Annotated in this window: 14 protein-coding genes and 3 pseudogenes; 13 read left to right on the forward strand and 4 right to left on the reverse strand. The window is 58.5% G+C overall.

Annotated features, from left to right (window positions below):
* Window positions 1-43: 43 nt before the first annotated feature.
* Window positions 44-442 carry a hypothetical protein gene (locus QF045_RS03760; RefSeq protein WP_306491106.1) on the forward strand — a complete coding sequence of 133 codons (399 nt, stop codon included), beginning with the start codon at window positions 44-46 and terminating at the stop codon, window positions 440-442.
* 39 nt (window positions 443-481) lie between these two features.
* Here QF045_RS03760 and QF045_RS03765 read toward each other — a convergent pair.
* Window positions 482-1676 (reverse strand): annotated as a pseudogene (locus tag QF045_RS03765) (IS4 family transposase).
* Between the two features lie 77 nt (window positions 1677-1753).
* On the opposite strand from QF045_RS03765, the gene QF045_RS03770 reads away from it, so the two are divergent.
* The 7 genes and pseudogenes from QF045_RS03770 (at window position 1754) to QF045_RS03800 (ending at window position 14161) form a co-directional block, all read left to right on the forward strand.
* Window positions 1754-2245 (forward strand): hemagglutinin repeat-containing protein, encoded by a 492-nt coding sequence (locus QF045_RS03770; RefSeq protein WP_306494848.1) that lies wholly within the window; start codon window positions 1754-1756, stop codon window positions 2243-2245.
* 141 nt (window positions 2246-2386) lie between these two features.
* A pseudogene (locus tag QF045_RS03775) lies at window positions 2387-9731 on the forward strand (DUF637 domain-containing protein).
* Window positions 9732-10116: 385 nt separating this feature from the next.
* Window positions 10117-10638 carry a TNT domain-containing protein gene (locus QF045_RS03780; protein WP_306491107.1) on the forward strand — a complete coding sequence of 174 codons (522 nt, stop codon included), beginning with the start codon at window positions 10117-10119 and terminating at the stop codon, window positions 10636-10638.
* Window position 10639: 1 nt separating this feature from the next.
* Window positions 10640-11047 (forward strand): Imm63 family immunity protein, encoded by a 408-nt coding sequence (locus QF045_RS03785; RefSeq protein ID WP_306491108.1) that lies wholly within the window; start codon window positions 10640-10642, stop codon window positions 11045-11047.
* A 1116-nt stretch (window positions 11048-12163) separates the two neighbouring features.
* Window positions 12164-12526 (forward strand): hypothetical protein, encoded by a 363-nt coding sequence (locus QF045_RS03790; RefSeq protein WP_306491109.1) that lies wholly within the window; start codon window positions 12164-12166, stop codon window positions 12524-12526.
* 296 nt (window positions 12527-12822) lie between these two features.
* Window positions 12823-13467, forward strand: coding sequence for a hypothetical protein (locus QF045_RS03795; protein WP_306491110.1), 645 nt, complete (start codon window positions 12823-12825; stop codon window positions 13465-13467).
* A 1-nt stretch (window position 13468) separates the two neighbouring features.
* Window positions 13469-14161, forward strand: coding sequence for a hypothetical protein (locus tag QF045_RS03800; RefSeq protein WP_306491111.1), 693 nt, complete (start codon window positions 13469-13471; stop codon window positions 14159-14161).
* Here QF045_RS03800 and QF045_RS03805 read toward each other — a convergent pair.
* Entirely contained in the window at window positions 14154-14306 is a 153-nt protein-coding gene (locus QF045_RS03805; protein WP_306491112.1) for a hypothetical protein, read from the reverse strand. The genes QF045_RS03800 and QF045_RS03805 overlap by 8 nt on opposite strands.
* A gap of 266 nt (window positions 14307-14572) precedes the next feature.
* On the opposite strand from QF045_RS03805, the gene QF045_RS03810 reads away from it, so the two are divergent.
* Window positions 14573-17161: an autotransporter outer membrane beta-barrel domain-containing protein gene (locus QF045_RS03810; RefSeq protein WP_306491113.1), complete on the forward strand. Its 2589-nt coding sequence runs from the start codon at window positions 14573-14575 to the stop codon at window positions 17159-17161.
* 800 nt (window positions 17162-17961) lie between these two features.
* Here the strand turns inward: QF045_RS03810 and QF045_RS03815 are convergent.
* Together QF045_RS03815 and QF045_RS03820 are read right to left on the reverse strand one after the other, a co-directional pair.
* Complete coding sequence (locus tag QF045_RS03815; protein WP_124369157.1) at window positions 17962-18549, reverse strand: hypothetical protein; 588 nt, start codon at window positions 18547-18549, stop codon at window positions 17962-17964.
* A gap of 16 nt (window positions 18550-18565) precedes the next feature.
* Window positions 18566-19177 carry a hypothetical protein gene (locus QF045_RS03820; protein ID WP_124384574.1) on the reverse strand — a complete coding sequence of 204 codons (612 nt, stop codon included), beginning with the start codon at window positions 19175-19177 and terminating at the stop codon, window positions 18566-18568.
* Window positions 19178-19446: 269 nt separating this feature from the next.
* Between QF045_RS03820 and QF045_RS03825 the strand changes: the two genes are divergently transcribed.
* The 4 genes and pseudogenes from QF045_RS03825 (at window position 19447) to QF045_RS03840 (ending at window position 23012) form a co-directional block, all read left to right on the forward strand.
* Window positions 19447-20127: a CsgG/HfaB family protein gene (locus tag QF045_RS03825; RefSeq protein ID WP_124384575.1), complete on the forward strand. Its 681-nt coding sequence runs from the start codon at window positions 19447-19449 to the stop codon at window positions 20125-20127.
* 29 nt (window positions 20128-20156) lie between these two features.
* Window positions 20157-20521: pseudogene (locus QF045_RS03830) on the forward strand (DUF4810 domain-containing protein).
* Complete coding sequence (locus QF045_RS03835; RefSeq protein ID WP_124384577.1) at window positions 20518-21168, forward strand: DUF799 domain-containing protein; 651 nt, start codon at window positions 20518-20520, stop codon at window positions 21166-21168. Before QF045_RS03830 ends, QF045_RS03835 begins: the two are co-directional and overlap by 4 nt.
* Window positions 21169-21389: 221 nt before the next feature.
* The gene (locus QF045_RS03840; protein WP_306491114.1) at window positions 21390-23012 is read left to right on the forward strand and encodes a VWA domain-containing protein; all 1623 of its coding nucleotides are present in this window, start codon (window positions 21390-21392) and stop codon (window positions 23010-23012) included.
* The last annotated feature ends 210 nt before the right edge of the window (window positions 23013-23222 follow it).

The raw sequence follows: 23222 nt of genomic DNA on the forward strand, positions 1-23222 counted from the left end.
AAGAGTTATTCGAGTATGGAGCCAAAAAAGGGGGGTTATAGTTTTGAGCGACTCAGCATCAATTATATCGGATGTGGAAATTGATGAAGACACGTTCGCTGATTTTCTTCACTCTATAGGTGGAATCGTCAGCGGCGGTAAACGTAGTCGCGGAGTATTGAGCTGGGGCGAGGCGACTTTGTATGTGTCATTACTCACCTCCGAAAAATTCATAGGTTTTTATGATGCGCAAGATATTTTAGAATGGGAGACTTTATTGGGTGCCACACCGAGGACAATGATTGAAATGCAGTTGGGACACTCAAAAGGGTCGATGGAGATGTATTTATGGTTGGCGTACGAGTTCGGTAAAAAATGGAATTGTATTGTTGATGACGTTAATTCTGTGACCATTAATTACTCTGAAATCAGTGATAGGTATACAAGGTCGAGCGTGAAATAGCAGGGAATAGAGGGCAAACCCTGAGGAATCCCCACAAATCTACTCCAGCCTCTGAGCTTGCCGGTGCACTTCATCGCGCAGCAATAGCTCCATATCCGCCAATTTCGAGCAGGAGAATCCGGTGGTGGAGCATCTCAAGTATTCGAGGCCAAGACGCCAGAGTGAGAGCACCGGTTTATGCCTGATGCTGTCGCTCTGGAAGTGACGTGACCGCCCTGTCGTTCGAGCCTGAAGACCGGCCAGATACAGTGCATAACAGGCCAACGCGGCGATCAGCAGCAGGATCTCGATACGCCGTGGGCAGCGCGTTCGATGCAGGTCAAAGGCAAAGCCGAAACGCAGACTCTTCATGTCCCGAAAACCTTCCTCAATCTGCATCCGCTTGCGGTAAATACCGACAATTTTCCGAGCCATCCATTGCGGTTGCGGCAAATTGCTGGCGAGCAGCCAGGGCTCTTGTTCACGGCGAGCGTTCTGTCGGCTGAGTTTGCTGCGCGCGATGCTACCCGTCACTCGCCGATGTTTTCTTCCCTTGGGCGGTTGGTGAATGCCGTACAGCGCAACCCAGTACGGTGCGCTACGCGTCATCTCAATTTGGCCAAGCGAACGTGCGGTCGATGTTGTCTGCCGGTAGAGCTGCTTTATCGGTTGCCATTGACCTTGCTCGTTACGATAGAGATCACGATTGCGCACACGTCCCACGTAATACCAGCCTTTGGCTTCGACAGCCTGGAACCAGGGACGACGAAACCCGGCATCCGTCACCAGGATCGGTACGCACTGCTCGGGAAGCATAAGTTCAAGCGCATCGAGCAACCGCCGCTGCTGCCTGGGGCAACCTTCACGATCATGCACGCTCTCGTAAATAGGGAACGCTCGGCTAGCCAGCGGAATTGACGCCCGCAGCACGTAAAGATCAGAAGCGGCATTGATCGGCGACCAATCCACCAAAATCAAGGGATGGCGCAAGGAGCCAATCAGTGCCGTGAGCATTTTCCAGTAGAACAGCGGACGTTCATGTTTGCAGCTGAACGTTGCCGAGCAGGCGATCCACACGTTTGATCGAATGCTTGACGTAAGCTCTGCTGGGCATAGCTCTGCCCAGATCGGTCAGCGTCAGACGGCGCCCGTACAGCAAAGCGCTGACGCAGCTCATCAGGGCGCTCAGGCGCTTGCGGTGCAGAGTGGGGAGTGCTTGGGAAAATGCCTTGTGTAAGAATCGTACGGCCTGCATGAGTCTCGGGTGATTGGTTTGTTTGGCGACTACCAAACTGCCCGACTCATGCAGGCCAGTTCAAGCTATCTGACTGAATTGCAAGGAAGTTTTGTGGGCTTTCTCAGGGTCAGACCACGTTTTTGCGTGATGGAAAAAACAACAGCAGCGGTGGAGCGGTTGGCATCAGCCTGGGCGTTGGCTCCGAAGGCGGTGGCCTGAGTATTTTCGCCAATGCGAACAAGGCCACCGGCAACGAGAAGGGCGCCGGCACCACCTGGACGGAGACAAGGCTGGATGCGGGCAAACAGGTCAGCCTGATCAGTGGGCGGGACACTGCCCTCAAGGGTGCGCAAGTCAGCGCAGACAAAATCACCGCCACCGTTGGTCGTGACCTCACGCTGCAAAGTCTGCAAGACACCGATAACTACAAGTCCAAACAGATGGCAGCGTGCTCGCCGGCTGCGTCGATGCCAGTCAAACCAGCCCCACACATAAATTCCGATAAGTGGGATCCAATTCACACATCCCTCGCGAACTTTTGCCCCTTTCCTTGTACTAACCTATTCGGCGATTTGATGGCTAAGTAATGGCATTTGCTCGATATGGAAATAAGAGCTGAGGTTCTATTTCCCGCCAGCCTGACGGTCGCGTGTCGGCAGTAATGAGCGAGCCCCCACCGCCGATTACTGCCGCATGTCCTTAATGCCCGCTGCAACGAGAGTACGAAAATGGATGTTCGACACTTCGCCTTCCTGGCCCGCCAACCTTCTGCTGCTCTGAAGTCGCGAAACTCGTTCCTCGGCCTGCCCAAGCGCGGCCTTGCGTTGATCCTCGTCAACGCGCTGTTCTGGCAGCCGCTGCTGGCCCAGGCCGAGGGCATCGTGGTCAGCGCGCCGGGCACCACCGTGGGTGCGGCGGGCAATGGCGTGCCGGTGGTGAACATCGCCACGCCCAATGGCGCAGGCTTGTCCCATAACCAGTTCCAGCAGTACAACGTCGGGCCCAACGGCGTGATCCTCAACAACGCCACCGGTGCGGTGGTGAACACCCAGTTGGGCGGCTACATCGTCGGCAACCCCAACCTCAAGGGCGGCGCGGCCAGCGTCATCCTCAACGAAGTCAACGGCGGCAGCGCCAGCCAGTTGCGCGGCTACACCGAAGTGGCGGGGCAGTCGGCCAAGGTCATCGTGGCCAACCCCTACGGGATTACCTGCAGCGGTTGCGGCTTTATCAACACGCCCAACGTGACCCTGACCACCGGCAAACCGGTACTCGACCCGACCGGCCAGCTGAAAAGCTACCAGGTCGATGGCGGCGCCGTGACCATCGACGGCGAAGGCTTGAACGCCAGCAACGTCGACCGTTTCGACATCATCACCCGCTCGGCCAAAATCAACGCGCAGATCAATGCCCGCGAACTTAACGTGATCGCCGGGCGCAACGACGTCGATGCCAAAACGCTCAACGCCACGCCACGCGCTGACGACGGCAGCGCCAAGCCCGAGCTGGCGATTGACTCCTCGGCACTGGGCGGCATGTACGCCGGCGCGATCAAACTGGTGGGCACCGAAGCGGGCGTGGGCGTGAAGCTCGACGGCACCCTGGCGGCCAGTGGTGGGGATATCCAGCTCGACGCCAATGGGCGCTTGAGCATGGCGCAGGCGGCGGCCACCGGGAACGTCAAGGTCACGGCGCGGAATGTCGACCTCACCGACAAGGTCTACGCCAACGGCAACGTGCAGGTCACCAGCGCTCAAGACCTGGTCAACCGCAAAAGCATCGCCGCCGGCCAGCGCATCGAGCTTAACGCGGCCAACGTGAGCAACCCCGGCATCATCGAAGCCGGCGTCGCCGCCGACAACAGCCGCAACACCACCGGCGACCTGGTGGTCAACGCGCAAACCGTCACCACCTCCGGCAACCTGCTGGCCAGCCGAGGCCTGGCGATCACCGCCGCGCAAGCGCTGACCAACCAGGGCGCGGTCATCCAGGCCAAGAACATCGAAGTCAGCAGCGCCAAACTGACCAACCAAGGCGCCACCGCGCGCCTGTTCGGCGAGCAGAGCCTGGCGATCACCTCGCCGGCCATCGTCAACCTCGGCGGGTTGATTCGGTTCGGCGAAGGCCAGGCCGCCACGCTCAACAGCGCCTCCCTGGACAACCGCCAGGGCCGTATCGAAATGGCCGGTGGCAGCTTGGTCGTCACCAGCGCCAACCTCAACAACAGCGGCGGGCAAGTCATCGCCAACGACCTCACCGTCAACGCCGGCAACCTGAACAACCAGAACGGCGTGCTGGTGGGCAAGACCGCCACCGTCAATGCCAGCGACCTCGACAACAGCCTCAAGGGCCTGATCCAGGCGGACGGCGGCGCGCTCAACCTCACCGTTGCCAACGCCTTCAACAACAACCAGGGTTTCGCCCAGGCCAGCACCGACCTCAACGTGAACGCGGGCAGCCTCAGCAACAACGCAGCCGGCGTGCTCAGCGCCGACACCGGCAAGTTGACCCTCACCGCCGCGCAACAGCTCAACAACGCCCAGGGCCGCCTGCAGGCCGGGCAGGGCGATATCGAACTGCACACCGCCCAGCTGAATAACCAGGGCGGTGTGATCGTCGGCAAGCAATTGCTGCTCGACGTCACTGGTGGCGATATCGACAACCGCGCCGGGCGCGTGCTGGGCGACCAGCTCGACGTGCGCGCATCAGGCCTCGACAACCGCAGCGCCGGCCTGCTGGCCGGTGGCGCACAGGGCGTGAGCCTGCTGCTCAAAGGCCCGGGCCAGTTGCTCAATGCCCAAGGCCGTATCCAGAGCGAAGGCCTGCTGCAATTGCAGGGCGAGCGTTTCGATAACAGCGCCGGCATCTTGCTGGGCCAGACGGTCGACGTGACCGCGCAGACCTTCAACAACAGCAACAAAGGTGCGCTGGTCAGCGATGGCGGCGACGTGGTGCTCAAGGTCAGCGACCTGCTCACCAACGTCGGCGGCCAGATCGACGCGGGCGAGCGCAGCGTGCTGGTCAAGCAACTCACCACCCTCAACAACGACGGCGGTACCCTGCGCGGCAAGCGCGTGGACATCGCCGCACAGCACCTGAACAACGACAACGGCCAACTGCTGGCTGGCGCCGAAGGCGTGAGCTACAGCGGCCAGGACCTGAGCAACCGCAAGGGCCTGATCCTCAGCGGTGGCGCGCCCACCGTACTGACCACCGGTAGCCTGCAAAACCAGGACGGCACCGTGCAAGGCGACAGCCTGAACATCACCGCCGCCAGCGTCGACAACAGCAACGGCGGCCTGCTGGCGAGCCTGGTGGGTGACCTGCAACTGACCGTGCAAGCCCTGGCCAACCGTGGCGGCAAACTGTTCGGCAAAGAGCAGCTGACCCTCAGCGGCGCCACCCTCGACAACAGCGCGGGCGGCCAGATCAGCGGCAACCAGCTCACCCTCACCTCCCGCGACACCCTCACCAACCAGGGCGGCCTGATCGAAGCCAACCAGGGCCTGACCCTCACCGGCGGCAACCTGGACAACAGCGCCAACGGCCAACTGCGCGCGCTGGGCGGCGCCAGCAGCAGCCTCAACCTCAGCGGCCAGGTGAACAACCAGAACGGCACCCTCGAATTCGGCAGCCAGGCCTTCAGCCTTGACGCAGCCAGCCTCAACAACCAGAGCGGTATGCTGCAACACGCCGGCACCGGCCTGTTCCACCTTAACACCGCCGGCCTCTCCGGCAGCCAGGGCAATATCCAGGGCATGGGCAGCGCCGACTGGGCGTTCGGCAAAGTCGACGGCTTGGGCCGCGTGCAACTCAACGAAGTGCTCACCTACAAGAGCGACCAGGCCCTGGCCCTCAAGGCCGGCGACCGCATGGCCAGCGCCAAGGGCTTGATCCTCAAGGTGGCCAGCCTGGACAACGGCGGCGAACTGCTCAGCGACGGTGACATCAGCATCACCACCGGCGATATCAACAACAGTGGCCGCGTATCGGCCCTGCAAACCCTCACCGTCGTCGCGAACAATCTCAACCAGAACGGCGGCCGCCTGGCGGCAACCAATGCCCCGCCTGACCCTCAACGGCACCCTGGCCAACCTCGGTTTCCTCACCGCCCGCCAGCAACTGGATATCGCCGCCGCGCAAATCGACAACCGCGGCACCCTCGGCGCCCAGGGTGCGGTGAACCTCACTGCGGTCAACGGCATCACCAATGCGGCCGATTCGCTGCTGTTCAGCGGCGGTGACCTTACCCTGCGCGGTAACAGCTTCAGCAACCTTTACGGTGATGTCTACACCAAGGGCAACCTGACCTTTACCGCCGTCAATGGCGCGCGCGCGGCAGGTTTCAGCAACCTTTCCGGCACTGTGGAAAGCGAAGGCAATATCGGCATCAATGCCGCGTTTGTGGAAAACGCCAAAGCAGAGTTCGAGCTGGGCCAGACACTGACAACCGGCCGTATAGAGTGGGTTTGTGGCCAGCATTGCGCCGGCCACGACTCGTTCAAGCGCGGTCAAATCAACATTTACCAGACCTACCTGGAGTCGGCGATCAAGGACTCGGCACCTGCTCGCCTGGTCGCTGGCAAAGACGTGGTCATCCAGGGCGACAACGTTCAGAACCGCTACAGCCTGCTGGCCGCCAATGGCAACCTGAGCATCAGCGCCAATGACCTGCTCAACCAGGGCGCGGGCACCCGCACCGGCCAAAACACCATCGTCGTGGGTACACCCAAAAGGATCGACATCGATTATTGGGACCAGATGGAGTTTCACGACGTCCCAGCGTTCAATGCCGCTGTCGCAGCCGGCAACTTCGACCTGGCGCGGTTTGAAGCACTCAAGGCGCGGTCTTCCGATGACCGCTTTGCCGAGGTCAGCAACGCCACTACCTGGACCGACAACGGCGGTCCAGGCTACGCGGCCACGCTACAAGCCGGCGGCACGGTCAACCTCAACGTCGCCCGCACCCTGCAAAACGGCACGCTGCACAACAACACCCTGGCCCAGTTGACCGGCACCCTCGGCGACGACCAGACCGGCATCCCCGTCGGCGGCATCAACATCAACCTGAGCAAACACGCCAACGACCCGAGCGCCCAGGCGCCCGGCAGCGTATTGCCTGTAGTGGGCGTGGCCCCCGGCGGCGGCTTCGTGCCCGTGGACTACACCGGCACCGCCTTCGCCCCGGTCGACCCCACCACTTCGCCCACCTTCCAACTGCCCAAGGGCGAGTACGGCCTGTTCGTCAAGAACGCCGACCCCACCAGCCACTACCTGATCGAGACCAACCCCGAGTTCACCTCGGTGTCGGGCTTCTTCAGCTCCGACTACATGCTCGGCAAACTCGGCTTCAACTCCGACAACGCCTGGCGCCGCCTCGGTGACGGCCAGTACGAAACCCGCCTGATCCGCGACGCCGTGCTCGCGCAAACCGGCCAACGCTTCCTCGCCGGCGGCCTGTACAGCGACGCCGACCAGTTCCGTTACCTGATGGACAACGCACTGGCCAGCAAAGACGCCCTGCGCCTGAGCCTCGGCGTGTCCCTCACCGGCCAGCAAGTCGGCGCTCTGACCCACGACATCGTGTGGATGGAAAACCGCGTCATCGACGGCCAGACCGTGCTCGTCCCGGTGCTCTACCTGGCCCAGGCCGACTCGCGCAACGTGCGCGGCAACAGCCTGATCCAGGGCCGCGACCTCAACCTGGTCACCGGCGGCGACCTGATCAACGTCGGCACCCTGCGCGCCAGCAACAACCTCTCCGCCATCAGCAGCGGCAGTATCTACACCGGCGGCCTGGTCGAAGCCGGCAACAACCTCAACCTGCTGGCCCAGGACAGCATCCGCAACGCCATGGCCGGCGAAATCCGCGGCAAGCAAGTCAGCCTCACCGCACTCAAAGGCGATGTCATCAACGACAACACCGCCATCCAGGTACGTGACGGCGCCGGCATGCGCACCCTCACCGACACCAGCGCCGGCACCATCGTCGCCCGCGAAAACCTCGCCATCGACGCCGGCCGCGACCTCACCAACCGCGGTGCCCTCACCGCCGGCAACGACGCCATCCTCACCGCCGGCCGCGACCTCAACCTCATCGCCGCCAGCGATACCCGCGTGAAACACGAGTTCAGCGACGGCGGGCACAAATCCAGCATCACCACCGACGTCAAAAACCTCGCGGCCAGCGTCACGGCAGGCGGCAGCATCAACCTGCAGGCCGGGCAAGACGTCAACATCATCGGCAGCAACGCCACGGCGGGTAAGGACCTCAACATCGCCGCCGGCCGCGACGTCAACGTCGCCTCGGTCAGCGACATGCACAACGTCGAAGGCAAGGAAAAAGACGGCAAAAAACGCATCAAGACCTCAGACGACCAGACTACTCAAGTGGCGAGCGTGCTGACGGCGGGTGGGGATTTTGTCAGCCAGGCTGGGCGTGACACCGCGATCGTGGCGAGCAGGATCAGTGCGGGGAATGAGGCTTATCTGTATAGCGGGGATAAGTTGAGTTTGTTGGCGGCTGAGAACAGTACGCATACGTTGTATGACATGAAGAAAAACAGCGGCTGGGGTTCCAAGAAGACCCAGCGCGACGAGGTCACTCGCATTACCAACGTCGGTACTGAAATCAAGTCCGGCGGCGATCTGATACTCAAGAGTGAAGGCGATCAGACCTATCAACTTGCCAAGCTTCAAAGCGGCAAGGACATCACCTTGGATAGTGGTGGCGCGATTACTTTTGAAGCGGTCAAAGACCTGCATCAGGAGAGCCATGAGAAGAGCAATAACAATGCGTTCTGGGTTTCCTCCAAAGGTAAAGGCAACACCGACGAAACCGTCCGCCAGAGTCAGCTGATCGCCGAAGGCAATGTGGCAATCAAAGCTGTCGCCGGTTTGAAGATCGACATTAACCAGGTCAATCAGGAGACAGTCAGCCAATCCATTGATGCGATGGTTAAGGCCGATCCGCAGTTGGCTTGGATCAAGGACGCTGAGAAGCGTGGCGATGTGGACTGGAGGCAGGTCAAGGAGATCCACGACAGCTTCAAATACAGCAACTCGGGCTTGGGGCCGGCTTCGCAGATCATTATTGCGATTGTGATGGCGGCAGTGGTTGGGCCGCTGGCGGCAGGCGCAATGGGCACTGCTACTGGAGGCATGGTTGCTGCCGGAACCATTTCCGTAGAAACGGCGGCCGGTATTTCAGCTGCGGCAGGTGCCGTTGCAGCAGGGGCAGCGACCAATGCAACCGTCAGTGTCGTTAATAACCGAGGCAACCTGGGCGCGGTATTCAAGGACGTAACCTCTTCGGATGCGATGAAGGGATACGTTATTGCAGGAGCAACAGCCGGTCTGACTGCCGCTTATTTCGATGGTTGGACGGGTACAAAGACCGAGTACGGGACAGGGAATATTACGTCTCCGCCTTTGAATACATGGGCCGGGGCAGGGCAGTTTGCTGCGAATCAGACGTTGCAGAACGGTACGTCGATGCTTGTTGGCAAGGCTTTAGGACAAGGTGGAAGTGGCAGTGACGCGCTGAAAAGCGCGCTATTCAACACGCTTGCGGCAGTCAGCTTTAATGCTGTGGGGGACTATACAAAAGGGCGTTTGACCGAGGGCTATCCACCAAAAATTATTGTGCATGCGATGGTAGGTGGCTTGCTTGCGGAAGCTACCGGAGGCGATTTTAAAACCGGTGCTTTAGCGGCGGGCGTGAATGAGGCAGTAGTTGGGCATTTGAGTTCATTAGTTCGTGGCGATAAGACCCTGCTTTCCATGAGCTCTCAAGTAATAGGTGTACTCGCTGCGGCCACGCAGGAAGACGCTGACGCGGAATCCTTGGAAAAGGGTGGCTGGATAGCGAAGAATGCTACTCAATACAATCACTCGTTGCACGAAATGCAGACCGTGGCGCTGGATGAGCTACGTCGACGCAACCCCGAGAACAAGGCGAAGTATGACGCTGCAGCATGTGCATTGACCCATTGCAGTGCGTCTGTTCCTGCGAGTGACAAGAATTACAAAACGCTTGTTGATCTAGAGAACCAGGGTAAGGAATTTTACTGAGGAAATTGCGTTACTCAAAAGCACAGGGCAATTTGATTACACTTTCAAAGATCGCGTAGACGACGCCCTAAGTGCGAACGACGAGTTACTTACAAATCTCGGGCATACTACAAGTGCAATTGGCGGGGCGGGAGCAGGCACGCTGTCTTACATTGGTATGGTAGGTTCCTCCCCAGCCTGTGTGAGCGTTGTTGGTTGCGCTGCTCCATTCACTTTTGGCGCTTTCGGCACCGTCGCGTTCGCAGGTGCAGCTGATTCGTACGACCAGATCGGTGCACCTTACACATCAACAGAGGGTGACCGAGTTTTAGCTTCGCTTCACCCTGAGCAATACCCGGGAGAGGCTAACCCCCTGGGAGATCTAAGCTATAGAGCGGCCGAGTCGTTGGCGGAGCTGGCAGCTGCGCATTATGCAGGTAAGGCACTGTCCGGGGAGCTTTCTTCAGCTTTGAAAGGGAGTTCCCCTCCGTCCAAGGTTGTCGAAACTTCACCAAAAGGACAGCCTTCCATTGGTGCAACAGCTGATAACGAAGCCGCAGGCTACTCTTACTATGATCAATTTAAAGCCGGTGACGGCGGCTGGGCATGGCCTAAAGATCTTGGTTTTGCCGGTGCTCGCGATAAGGGAACGTTACCTGTCGGTACAAAATTAGACCGTTATGGCTCACCGGACGGATCATTCCTCTCACCTCTGGGTGTCCCTTTTGAGCAGAGAGCCTTGGCTCCTGGCTCAAGAGCCTCGGACTACCATCAATACGAAGTTATGAAACCGCTGCCTGTTGTAAGAGGTGAAATCGCGCCGGCCTTCGGTGAGCCAGGTGGAGGCGTTCAAATTTTGCCGGATTTTGCAGAAAGATATAATGTGAAAAGGTTGATCGAAGAAGGTTATCTGAGGAGAACGAATTAATATGGTTTCCAATGTCGGTGAACTGCAGCAAGCCGTGGATTTGATAGGTGATAAGTTGGGGGCGCCTAGGTCTATGCTGCTGGTCAGAGTGAGCTCTCCGGAGGATGGGACTCCTCACGTGGAGATAAAAAGTGATGGTTTTGAATATATTTCCTCAGAAAGGGGTTATGAGATTTTCAGAAAGCACACGCGTTCTCTGGATGAACTTCTCTTTTGGATAATTAGTCGTGTAGCTTTCGATATGGCGGTGGAGTACGAACTTCATCATCGTGTAACTGGAAAAGACTCCAGAAGAATGATTTTTGAAAAGTACATCTCGGAACTTGGGAAGATTAATAAGGAGTGGGAAAAAAAAGCGTCCGATGAAATCGAGGCGATACTGATCAGCGCTCCATTTGTAGATAATTGAGATTTGAGGAAATGACCCAAAAAAGAGAACGAGAAATGGGGCGGATTTTTATTTGATTTCGAGGTGGAGGAATAGTGATCAGAGCACGCTTTCGCGTTTTTTAGATTTCAGCAGAGTTGCTATTTGGTTGGCCTGTTGATAGACGGCTAAGCTGTAAACTCTTATTCAGTTAGTGGGAATAGGGGTCAGACCACGGTCTTGCATTTTTTAGAGTTTAGCGGAATTGCTCTTTAAAAATATGATTTATTTTTTGTAATTATTCTATTTCGGTGGCCTGTTGATCAGCGGCTAAGCTGTTAACTCTTATCAAGTTAGGGGGGGTTATATGGCTCGCCGTCCTAGGGTTTTACTGCCGGGTATCCCGTTGCATATTATACAGCGGGAAATAATCGGTCTGCGTGTTTTCATTCAAATGAAGACTACATTTTTTACATTGATATATTAGCCGTGCTTGCTCAACTGTATGGCTGTAAAGTTCATCTGTTGTTGACTCCCACCTGCTGCGCAGGGGCTGGCCTATTTATGAAGGGGGCGGGGCAGCGATATGTTCAATATGTCAATCGAACATATCAACGAACGGGCACTTTGGGGGAAGACCGTTTCCGCTCCTGTTTGGTTCAACAAGACAACTATGGTTTAGCGTGCTATCGATATATCGAAATGAACGCGGTCAGAGCGGGTATGGTTGCCCATCCGGGCGATTATCGCTGGAACAGCTATAGGGCAACCGCACAAGGCGAGCTATCAGACTTTATACGCCCGTATGTGGTTTATAGCGAGTTAGGTAGCGGTACCACGCAACGAGCCGAAGCTTATCGGTCTATATTCAAGGATCTGCTTTCACCTGTATTGATAGAACAAATTCGATCTTATACTAACGGTAATTACGTTCTGGGCGATCAGAAGTTTGCGTCGGAGATCGCAAATATTTTAGGTAAGAGAGTTTCACCGAGTATGTCAGGGCGCCCGAAAAGTCCGAGGTAAAGAATAGAAAAATAGTGGTCTGACCCCTATTTGTTCTAATGGTCGGGGCTTCGTCGATAAACAGTATTGTGGAGAAGTAAGTGCCGACGGAAAAGTTGTATGGTTTTGGATTTTAGATAAGTAGGTATCAGCATGTCGAATGATGTATTTGGATATGTTTTTCCGCCACCCAGCCCAGACGCTTTGGTAACGTTGGATAAATATATTTCCGAAAGCGATCTGGGGATATTTAAAATTAGCAGCGCGGAGCTATTTAATTATCCGCCGCAGTTGTTGCCAAGCGAAGAAACTTTTGTGTTTCTAATTGGGGATAGACCCGGGTATCCCAATGCGACGTATTTGACTGACTATAACCAGTATGATCCGCTGTATTCGGATATTGGGTTTCCTAGTGATCCGGTAGAAAGAGTTAAAATTTTATTGGCGGCGATTTTTAAGATTATTGCAATTTGTGAATGTAAAAAGCTTGTGTTTTCAATTTCAGACAGTAGCTAAATAGAAGTAATTAAAAAATTGATGTTTTTAGTGTTGTTGATGTCGTTTTGTCAGATTTTGAACGTGCGCAGGCCCCTCCGGACACCTTATACGAAGTTTCTATAGAATAAGTTAAATGGGCAGAGAAAAGTCAGGGCCTGACGTGATGATGTTCTTTGTTCTTTGTCGGTACGGCATGGCAGCGGAAATGAGATTATGACGGTAGAGGAAAGCGGGCGGATTTATTTAATATTAACTGGAAGACGCATTAAATAAACATAGCCCCTTTATAGTCCGGCGCTGCTTGAGGATAAAAAGTGGACGACAAGATAAATGAACTGCTGCATTTCGTCCCCCAGCATGCCGATTATGCTGTGGACGCTACAGATCTGGACTCGGAAGATATCCCCGACCGTCGAATAGCGGGCGTGACCGAGTTGCTCAGTACTCATCCCGATGAGGGCGTGCGGCTGTTGGCCGCGCGTTTGTTGACGAGTTGGGGCGTACAAGAAGGATTGAGCTATACGGTTCATATCGTTGACCACTTCGAGGCATTCGGAGGGTTTGATTCACATCGGTTGCACGGCCACGACGAGACCTTCAAGTTTGTGCTGAGGTCGTTAGTGGGTTACTTCTGCAGACTGGCAGATGCAGGTGAAAGCGAAAAAGCACGGGCTGACATCTATGAACCAATGGTGAAAATCATCCATCTGTCGAATGACCGCCCTTTTGAAATCGCTGATATGTTTTGGTTGGTCAAGCGCGAAGAATTCAGGGATTTCATTCCTGCGTTGCGTGAGCATTTGTTGGCTATTAGCGCGCATCCTGAGCTTCACCGATGGAAAATTTATGATGTTTTGGAGCTTTTATTAAAAGTGGATGCTGAGTTCGCTTCTGGATTCTTGAAGCGGGTCGGCAAGTCACATGACGACTTCAACTTGAATAAAACATTAAAGGACTGATGTGAAAAACCTCCTCCTAATCCTCTTCACCACCCTCATCCTCGGCGGATGCGTCAGCCACCCCCTCACCCCCGAAAACCGCGCGCAGATCAAGACGGTAAAAGTCCTGCCCGTGAAGTGGGAAAAGAACATGGTGTACTTCGGCCGCGAACAAGCCTGGGGCGCAGCCCTGGGCGCCGGCGTTGGCGCGGGTGTTGGCATGGCCAGCGGCGCGTCCAAGGTGGGGACTGCGGCCTTGAGCGGCGCCGGTTTGGCTGGCGGCATGAAGCTTGGGCAGCTGGCTGAGATGCCGACTTCGGCGGCGATCCTGACGTTGATTGAAGCGGAAAACATCGACGTGGGTGTGTTGCTCAAGCAAGGCTTTGTCGATGCACTGGGCAAGACTTCGACGCTCAAGGTGGTCGGTGACGATGAACCTGCCGATGCGCAGATCCAGCTGACCGTGTCCGAGTGGGGCTTTCGCCTGACCCAGGGGTTCAGCAGCGTGATTTATCCTACCCTCAGCGTGGTGGCGCAGATGAATCGCGGTGATGAAATGATCTGGCGCACCTTTGAAACGGTTACGCCATTCAATGGCCAGAACGTTTATGGCTACACGCCGCTGACTTATCGCACCGACCCTGAAGCGTTGCGTCGGGCGTTAACCGGGATTACGCAGATATCTGCGCAGTATCTGGTGAAGGAGCTTAAGTAAGCCTGGCGGTGATGTGGCGCTGTTGGTGGCGCCACGGCCAGGCAGCGTTGCCCTGGTTGATCGCGTTATCGTTGACGATTTTCGCGAGCAAGCTCGCTCCTACAGGGTTGGCGGTGTCAGGGCGTACCGCTTTGGCTTTGAACATTTCGTTTATCCCACTGTCTTTACCCCGCCCACCCGCAACCGGTCGGGCTGCATGGACTGCAGCGTTTTCAAATGACATTAAGGATTGATGTGAACCTATTCCCCTTACGGCCCCTATTTGCCACCGCCCACGGTGCGCGTGCCTGCGCCTGGGATTCGGAAGGGCGGCCGCCAGGGGAGTCATTTGGATCGAGTGATCCTTTCGTTCAGCACACCTACTCCGCCGGGCCTGTTGGCGGTTTTGACCTGTAGTTCATGGAGTTTGAAATGAAGCGCAAGCAGTTCCAGAAAAGTCTGTTGGCAATCATGGTCGGCGCGATCAGCACCCAGGTGCTGGCCGTGGAATTCGACCTGGGTCAGGGCAAGAATATCTGGGTCAATGAGACGTTCAATGAGCCCGTGACCATCACCGGCCAGTTTTCCCGAGTGGTCGACTCCAACACCACCGACCCCGCCGGCCTGGGATTTGCCAACACCCATATTCAAGGCTCGCTGATCAACCGCGCAGACATCACGCTGGACTCACAAGGCAAAACCATTCGCGCCATCGCCATCGACCCTATGTTCTGGACTGGCCCGACCGGTTTGAACCCGAGCACTGTCACCGGGGATGTGGTTCAGGCAGGCAATATCTTGATGAACCACGGCGCCTACGAAGGGCTTGAAATCGGCGCCACGACCATTGGCGGCAGCGTTATCAACTCCGGCACCATCCGCTCCACGCCGCCAGTGAGCGCCGAGCCCTTTCCCGGCTACCTGGGCGGTGGTGAGGGCATTTACCTGCACGGCACCACGGTTGCCGGCGACGTTTCCAACACCGGCGTAATCGACATGGCCGGCCCGGATGCGATCGGCCTGATCCTCGACGTCAACAGCGGCACGCCGACCACCATCAACGGCAAGCTGCTCAACTCGGGTTCGATTATCGCCACAGGTGACGGCGCCTGGGGCATGGAGGTTGAAACCGCTACCAACCCCCTGCGCATCGAAAACAGTGGCCTGATTTCCGCCAACGGCAATGAGGCCAAGGGCCTGACGTTTTACGCGGGCACCGTCGATTACATCCTCAACACCGGCACCATCGAAGCCAAGGGCGCGTCGGCCAATGCCTTCGACCTGTCCGGCGCCAGCTTTGCGCAGAACAGTGCTGCCGGTGCGCGCGGTATCGTCAACCGTGGCCTCATTACTGCCGACGGCACTGCGATCCAGGTGAGTGCTGCTGAGCAGTTCTCGCCGTTCGAAATCAACCAGCAAGCCGGCGAAATCCGCAGTAACGCGGGCACCGCCGTCGACGCCGCCAACCTGGCGACGCTGAACTGGACCGGCGGCAAAATCACCGGCGACCTGCTCAACCTCAACGCCGTCAACGTCGACGGCCAGGCGGGTTTTACCGGCAGCCGTATCATCGCGCCGGTGTCGGTCAACTCGGGTTCGCTGAACCTGTCCGCGCCCGGCACCGCCATCACCGGTAACCTCAATGTGGCCAGCGGCGCAGGTGTTGATATGCACCTGGCCGACAGCGTGGTGCCGACCACGCCGTACCTCACCGTCAACGGCACCGCCAACCTGGCCCAGGCTTCCAGGCTGACCGTCAGCGCCAACCCTGGCGACTTCGCGGCGCCTAAAGGCGGTACGCAATACACCTTGCTGCAAGCCACCAATGTGCAGAACAACGGCGTGGCGGTGGCGAGTGCGTCGTCGTTGCTGGACGTGCTCAGCTACTCGGCCGATGCGCAAACGGTCAAGGCCGTGGTGGCGGTGAAAAGCGATCAGCAAGTGCAGCAGGAGCTGGCAGGTGTCGGCACCGGCGCGGCAGCGGCCACGGCGGTCAACAGCTTCAAGAATGGTGTGCTGAGCAATCTCAGCCAGGACGATCAAGTCTTCCAGACCCTGGCCAACGCAGGCACCGCGCAGCAACTGGCGCAGGTCGGCGACCAACTCGCCCCGGACGTCAACCGTGGCGCGCTGGACGTGGCGCTGTCGGGGCAGACCGTGGTCAACGGTGCGATCTTCAATCGCCTCACCGACCAGCGTGAAAGTCACCAAACCGGTGGTGTGTGGGTACAGGGCCTGAGCAGCAACATGGACCAGGACGGTCGCGGCGGCAATAACGGTTACTCGGCCAACAGCAGCGGCATGGCGGTAGGCGTGGATGGCCGTGTGAACGACACCACCACCCTGGGCGTGGCGTACAGCTACCTCAATTCGAATATCCATTCGGACCTTGGCAACAAGACCGACGTCGAGGGCCACGCGCTGTCGCTGTATGGCAACTGGGCGCTGCAGAACTGGTTTGTGGATGGCAGCCTCAGCTACGGCCACAACGAGAACGACAGCAAACGCCACGTCGCGGCCACCACGGCCAAGGGCAGCTACGACAGCAATGTGTTGTCGGCCAGCGTGATCGGCGGCTACAGCTTCAAGCCGTCCCAGGCGATGGTGATCGAGCCACGCGTGGCGGCGCGCTATGCCAACGTGCGTATGGATGGCTACACCGAGAAAGGCTCGTCGGCGGCCTTGAGCACGGGTTCGCAGCGTTATGAATTAGGTGAGTTGGGTGCCGGTGTACGCCTGGCAGGCAACCTGCCGATGGGCGCTGGCGTGCTGCAGCCGGAAGCGACCTTGATGGCCTATCACGACCTGATGGGTGACCGCGTGGCGCAAACCTCCAGCTTCGTGGCGGGTGGTTCGGCGTTCACCGTGACCGGTGCTTCGGTGGCGCGTGACAGCTATGAAGCCAGTGTGGGCGTGAACTACCAGGTGTCGGACTTCACCGTCGGCGCCAGCTACACCCGCCAGGCGCGCAGCGGTTTTGACGCCGACGGCGTCATGCTCAAGGCGCGCTACGCCTTCTAACCCACACCGCAAAACAAGTGTGGGAGGGGGCTTGCTCCCGATAGCGGTGGCCCAGCCAATCATGCATTGACTGACCCGCCGCCATCGGGAGCAAGCCCCCTCCCACATTTGGATTTGTGTGAATCCGTCAGAACAACTTGCGCTGTAGAGCCTCACCCCGCGTACGTGAAGCCTGACGCTATTCCCCTGTGGGAGGGGGCTTGCTCCCGATAGCGCTGGCCCAGCCAATCATGCATTGACTGACCCGCCGCCATCGGGGCAAGCCCCCTCCCACATTTGGTTTTGTGTGAATCCGTCAGAACAACTCGCGCTGTAGAGCCTCACCCCGCGTACGTTAAGCCTGACGCTATTCCCCTGTGGGAGGGGGCTTGCTCCCGATAGCGGTGGTCCAACCAATCATGCATTGACTGACTCGCCGCCATCGGGGCAAGCCCCCTCCCACATTTGGTTTTGTGTGAATCCGTCAGAACAACTCGCGCTGTAGAGCCTCACCCCGCGTACGTTAAGCCTGACGCTATTCACCTGTGGGAGGGGGCTTGCTCCCGATAGCGGTGGCCCAGCCAATCATGCATTGACTGACCCGCCGCCATCGGGGCAAGCCCCCTCCCACATTTGGTTTTGTGTGAATCCGTCAGAACAACTTGCGCTGTACAGCCTCAACCCGCGTACGTGAAGCCTGACGCTAATCCAGTGTGGGAGGGGGCTTGCTCCCGATAGCGGTAGTCCAGCCAATGATGTGCTGGCTGACCCACCGCCATCGGGAGCAAGCCCCCTCCCACATTTGGTTTTGTGTGAATCCGTCAGAACAACTTGCGCTGCACCGCTTCATCCAGCGTGCTGCGCGTCAGCGCCTCTACCACCTCCCGGGTGTCTGCCTGGAATGGGATGCCCACGATCAGCACCAAGTGCATCCAGGTGCGCACCGACTCGCTTTTCTTGACCCGGCCCAATTCCTTGCCGTCTTTGTCCTTGAACACGGTTTCCAGGGTGAAAGTGTTCTTGGCCGTGGACGGAATGATGAAAAACGTCACACCGGTGATGATCGCCGAGGCCATGCTGAACTGCTCATTGTTGTACAGGGTGGCGTCGGCGTAGATGTCCGAGTCAACCTTGTCGGTGCTCACCCGTGCAAAGCGGTTGGACTGGCGGAACCCATCCGCCACGGCTTTTTCCCACAGGGCGGCGGGTGCGCCGGCAGCGGCGTTGGCGGGGCCGCCGTTGACCTGGTTCAGCCCGGTGGTGCGCACGTACGCCGTAGGTTTCTGCGCGGGCGCGTTGGCGGTCGGTGGCCAGGTCTGTACCGGTGGCAGTTCGTGTTGCGAGTAGGACACGCAGCCTGTCAGCAAGACCGCCGCGAGTACCAGGCTGTGCTTGATCAATCCTTTCATGGGGGGCTCCTTGAGCTTACGGTTTGGCCAGTTTGGCGGTGGCGGTGTCGAGCAGTTGCGCGACGAGTTCGTTCAGTTGTTTGGCGCCCATGGTCGGGGCCCAGTATTCGCGACCGTAAAGGCCCACGTTGCGCTCGAACTTGACCTCTTGTTTGCTGCTGGCCAGTTCCTTGCCGTCGCGGTCGACGATCACCAGGTCGCCGGCCAGGTCGAAGGTGTCGACGTAGATCGGGCCGTTGACCCAGATCCAGATCGTCAACGTCAGCAAAGCACCGGGCACGTAACCGGGATGCACGCCGCGGTGACCCTTGAGAGAGGTCATGTTGAACTTGAGCGAAACATCCTGCTCACCCAGGCGCACCGGGTACTCGGTGACCTGCTTGAAGTAACCGGCGGTGCGCACGTACTGGTTGAGTTGCAGCGTCAACGAACGGCTGATCGCGGTTTTGTTGGCATCATTGATGTCAGCGGCATTCACCGTCACATCAGCGATTTGCGCGCTGCGCGGGCTGCTGACAGAAGCTTGGTGTAACGGGGCGCCGATAGGGCCGGTGACGGTGTAGGACACACAGCCGGTCATCGACAGTGCGGCAACAAGGGCCGCTGCCCGCAAGAGGATTTTCAACACGCAATATCCCTATTAATGAATGAACCAGGCCAGGGTCTCGGCACGTCAGCTCAGAACTTTAGGCCGATCCTATTTCGCTCCCCCAGCAAGCCCATTCATCACTTAAATCTGCGTTTATTTAAAACACCTTGAGAACCGCCCTCAACCCCGTAAAATGCCGCAGCCGTTGCGGCACGACAGATTCAGGGATGAATGCAGACGCACGTGTTTCCCTCCTTGAAATTGCCGCAGCCCTGCGCTCTGCCGATTTCTCACTTTAGGAGCAACACGTGAAGACACCCTTCAAAATCTTGCTGTCGGGCCTCACCGCCGCAGCGCTGTTGACCGTGGCCGGTTGCGCCACCGAGAGCAACCGCGCCATGCCGGTGGAGCAGGTCGCCAGCGCCAGCGTGGCCTATTCCGGCGTGCGTGTGCCGATCGCAGTGGGCAAGTTCGACAACCGCTCCAGCTACATGCGCGGCATCTTTTCCGACGGCGTCGACCGCCTCGGTGGCCAGGCCAAGACCATCCTCATCACCCACTTGCAGCAGACCAACCGCTTCAGCGTGCTGGACCGCGACAACATGGGCGAAATCTCCCAGGAAGCCAAGATCAAAGGCACCGCACAGAAGCTCAAGGGCGCTGACTACGTGGTGACTGGCGATGTGACCGAGTTCGGCCGCAAAGAAACCGGCGACCGCCAGCTGTTCGGCATTCTCGGCCGTGGCAAGACCCAAGTGGCCTACGCCAAAGTCGCATTGAACATCGTCAACATCAGCACCTCCGAAGTGGTGTATTCCACCCAGGGCGCCGGTGAGTACGCGCTGTCCAATCGTGAAGTGATCGGCTTCGGCGGCACCGCCAGCTACGACTCTACCCTCAATGGCAAGGTCCTGGACCTGGCCATGCGCGAAGCGATCAACCGGTTGGTGGACGGCATCAACGCCGGCGCCTGGAACCCGCGTAACTGATCAGCCACACCACAAGGAGCAGTACACGGATGAGCAAGGCAGTGAAATTGGCGCTGACGCTGGCAGCAATCGCGGCTGTAACCGGGTGCCAGACGGCGCGCCCCAACCCCTGTATCAATGGGAAAGCTACCAGCCGCAGGTTTACGAATACTTCAAGGGTGAGCCCAAGGAAGCGCAGGTGGAAGCACTGGAACGCGATCTGCAGAAGATCAACGCCAGTGGCCGCAAGGCGCCGCCGGGTTACCACGCGCACCTGGGCATGCTCTACATGAACATGGGCAAGGACGACCAGATGGTGCAGGAGTTTCGCACCGAGAAGGCGCTGTTCCCTGAGTCGGCTGCCTACATGGACTTTCTGCTGAAAAACGCCAAGACCGGAGTCGCCACCAAATGAGCCTGTTAAAACTCACCGGCGCCTTGCTGGCCCTGGCTTTGCTCGGCGGCTGTGCGGCGCCCAAGACGTTCGATTATTCGGCGTACAAACAGGCGCGGCCCAAGTCGATCCTGGTACTGCCGCCGATCAACGAATCGCCGGAAGTGCAGGCGTCGTACAGCCTGGTTTCGCAAGTGACCTACCCGTTGGCCGAAGCCGGCTACTACGTGCTGCCTATCGCCCTGGTGGACGAAACCTTCCGCCAGAACGGCCTGACCACCGCCAACGATATCCAGGGCGTACTGCCGGCCAAGCTGCATGACATCTTCGGCGCCGACGCCGCGCTGTACATCACCGTCAGCGAGTACGGCACCAAGTACATGCTGATTTCCAGCGACACCTCGGTCACCGCCTCGGCCAAACTGGTGGACCTGCGCACCGGCACCACCCTGTGGACCGGCACGGCGCGCGCGTCGAGCGAAGAGGGCAACAACAACAGTGGTGGCCTGGTAGGGATGCTGATCACGGCGGCGGTCAAGCAGGTGATCAACAGCTCCACCGACGCGGCGCACCCGATTGCCGGTATCACCAGCGCACGATTGCTCTCGGCCGGGCAGCGCACCGGAATCCTCTACGGCCCGCGCAACCCGAAATACGGCACGGACTGAAGTAACCTTTTCTTCAGACAATAAAGATCAAATGTGGGAGGGGGCTTGCCCCCGATAGCTTAGTGTCAGCCACTGCATCTGGTGGCTGACCCGCCGCCATCGGGAGCAAGCCCCCTCCCACACTGGTTTCTGCTGTTGTCTAAATTGCATGGATTAACCCGAACCCTCCACACCTCGCGTCTGACCTTGTGAACGGACTATTCACTCACGAGGCTCAGCCCATGTCCCATCCTCCAGTTCTCCTGCGTCCTGTTGCCCAAGGCGTTGCCGTTACCTTGCTGATGGCGCTGGCCGGGTGTGGCGTGTCTTCCTCCCCTGAGCTGGCCCAACCGGCTACCCCGGTGGCCGAGCTGCAAAGCGCGCCGGCCCAGGGCGCCGTGGCAAAGCGCATGGCGATGCCGGCACCCATGAGAACGCAAGAAATGACGGTGATGGCGGACCGCAACGAACCCCGCGAACAATACGCCAACCTGCCCGACAACCCGGTGCATCGCGTCGCCGAAACCCCGGTCTCCACGTTCAGCGTGGACGTCGATACCGGCAGCTACGCCAACGTAAGACGCTTCCTCAACCAAGGTCGCCTGCCGCCCGAAGGTGCTGTGCGACTGGAGGAAATGGTCAACTACTTCCCCTACGACTACGCGTTGCCAACCGATGGCTCACCGTTTGGCGTCACCACCGAGCTCGCCGCCACGCCGTGGAACCCACATTCAAAACTGTTGCGCATCGGCATCAAGGCGTCCGAACGTTCTGTGGCGCAACTGCCGCCGGCCAACCTGGTATTCCTGGTGGATGTGTCCGGCTCCATGGACCGTCGCGAAGGCTTACCGCTGGTAAAAAGCACCCTGAAACTGCTGGTGGACCAACTGCGCGATCAGGATCGCGTTTCACTGGTGGTCTACGCCGGTGAATCCCGCGTGGTGCTCAAGCCCACGTCCGGGCGCGACAAAACCAACATCCGCAACGCCATCGACCAACTCACCGCCGGCGGCGCTACCGCCGGCGCGTCCGGTATCGAACTGGCCTACCAAATGGCCCGCGAAGGGTTTATCGACAACGGCATCAATCGCATCCTGCTGGCCACCGACGGTGACTTCAACGTGGGCATCAGCGACTTCGACAGCCTCAAGCAAATGGCCGTGGAGCAGCGTAAAAGCGGGGTTTCGCTGACCACCCTCGGCTTTGGTGTGGACAACTACAACGAACACCTGATGGAGCAGCTGGCCGACGCCGGCGACGGCAACTATGCCTACATCGACAACCTGCGCGAAGCCCGCAAGGTATTGGTAGACCAACTCAGCTCGACGCTGGCGGTGGTGGCGCGCGACGTGAAATTGCAGGTGGAATTCAACCCCGCGCAGGTCAGTGAATACCGCCTGCTCGGCTATGAAAACCGCGCCTTGAAGCGTGAGGATTTCAACAACGACAAGGTCGATGCCGGCGAAATCGGCGCCGGGCATACGGTGACGGCGCTGTATGAAATTGTTCCAAAGGGCGAGGAGGGCTGGTTGGAGCCTTTGCGCTACGCCAGCGCGCCTGCGGCTGAGGGTAAATCCACTGAATTGGCGATGGTACGCGTACGCTACAAGCCTGCTGCGGGCGGTGACAGCCGCTTGATCGAACGAGCCGTCGAGCCCACCACCGCCAAGCCCAGCGACGACCTGCGCTTCAGCGCCGCCGTGGCCGCGTTCGCCCAACAGCTCAAGGGCGATGGCCGTTACACTGGCAGCATGAGTTTGCAGGAAACCGCCAAACTGGCCCGCTCAGCCCGCGGCGACGACCCGTTCGGCCTGCGCAACGAATTCGTGCAACTGGTCGAACTGGCCCAAAGCCTTAAACCCTGACCTCGAACGCAACATTGTCCAATGTGGGAGGGCAAGCCCTAAAGCCAGTCAGTTAAGCGAACGGGGCTCACTGTAGGAGCGAGCTTGCTCGCGAAAAACGTCCAGGCGACGCGTTCATTCTGGATAAACGCGGTGGCTTTGAGTTCTTCGCGAGCAAGGGCTAGCCGCCCGCCTCGCTCCTACAAAAAGCCTTAACTGACTGGCATTAGG

This window comes from Pseudomonas sp. W4I3 (assembly GCF_030816195.1).
Lineage (GTDB): Bacteria > Pseudomonadota > Gammaproteobacteria > Pseudomonadales > Pseudomonadaceae > Aquipseudomonas.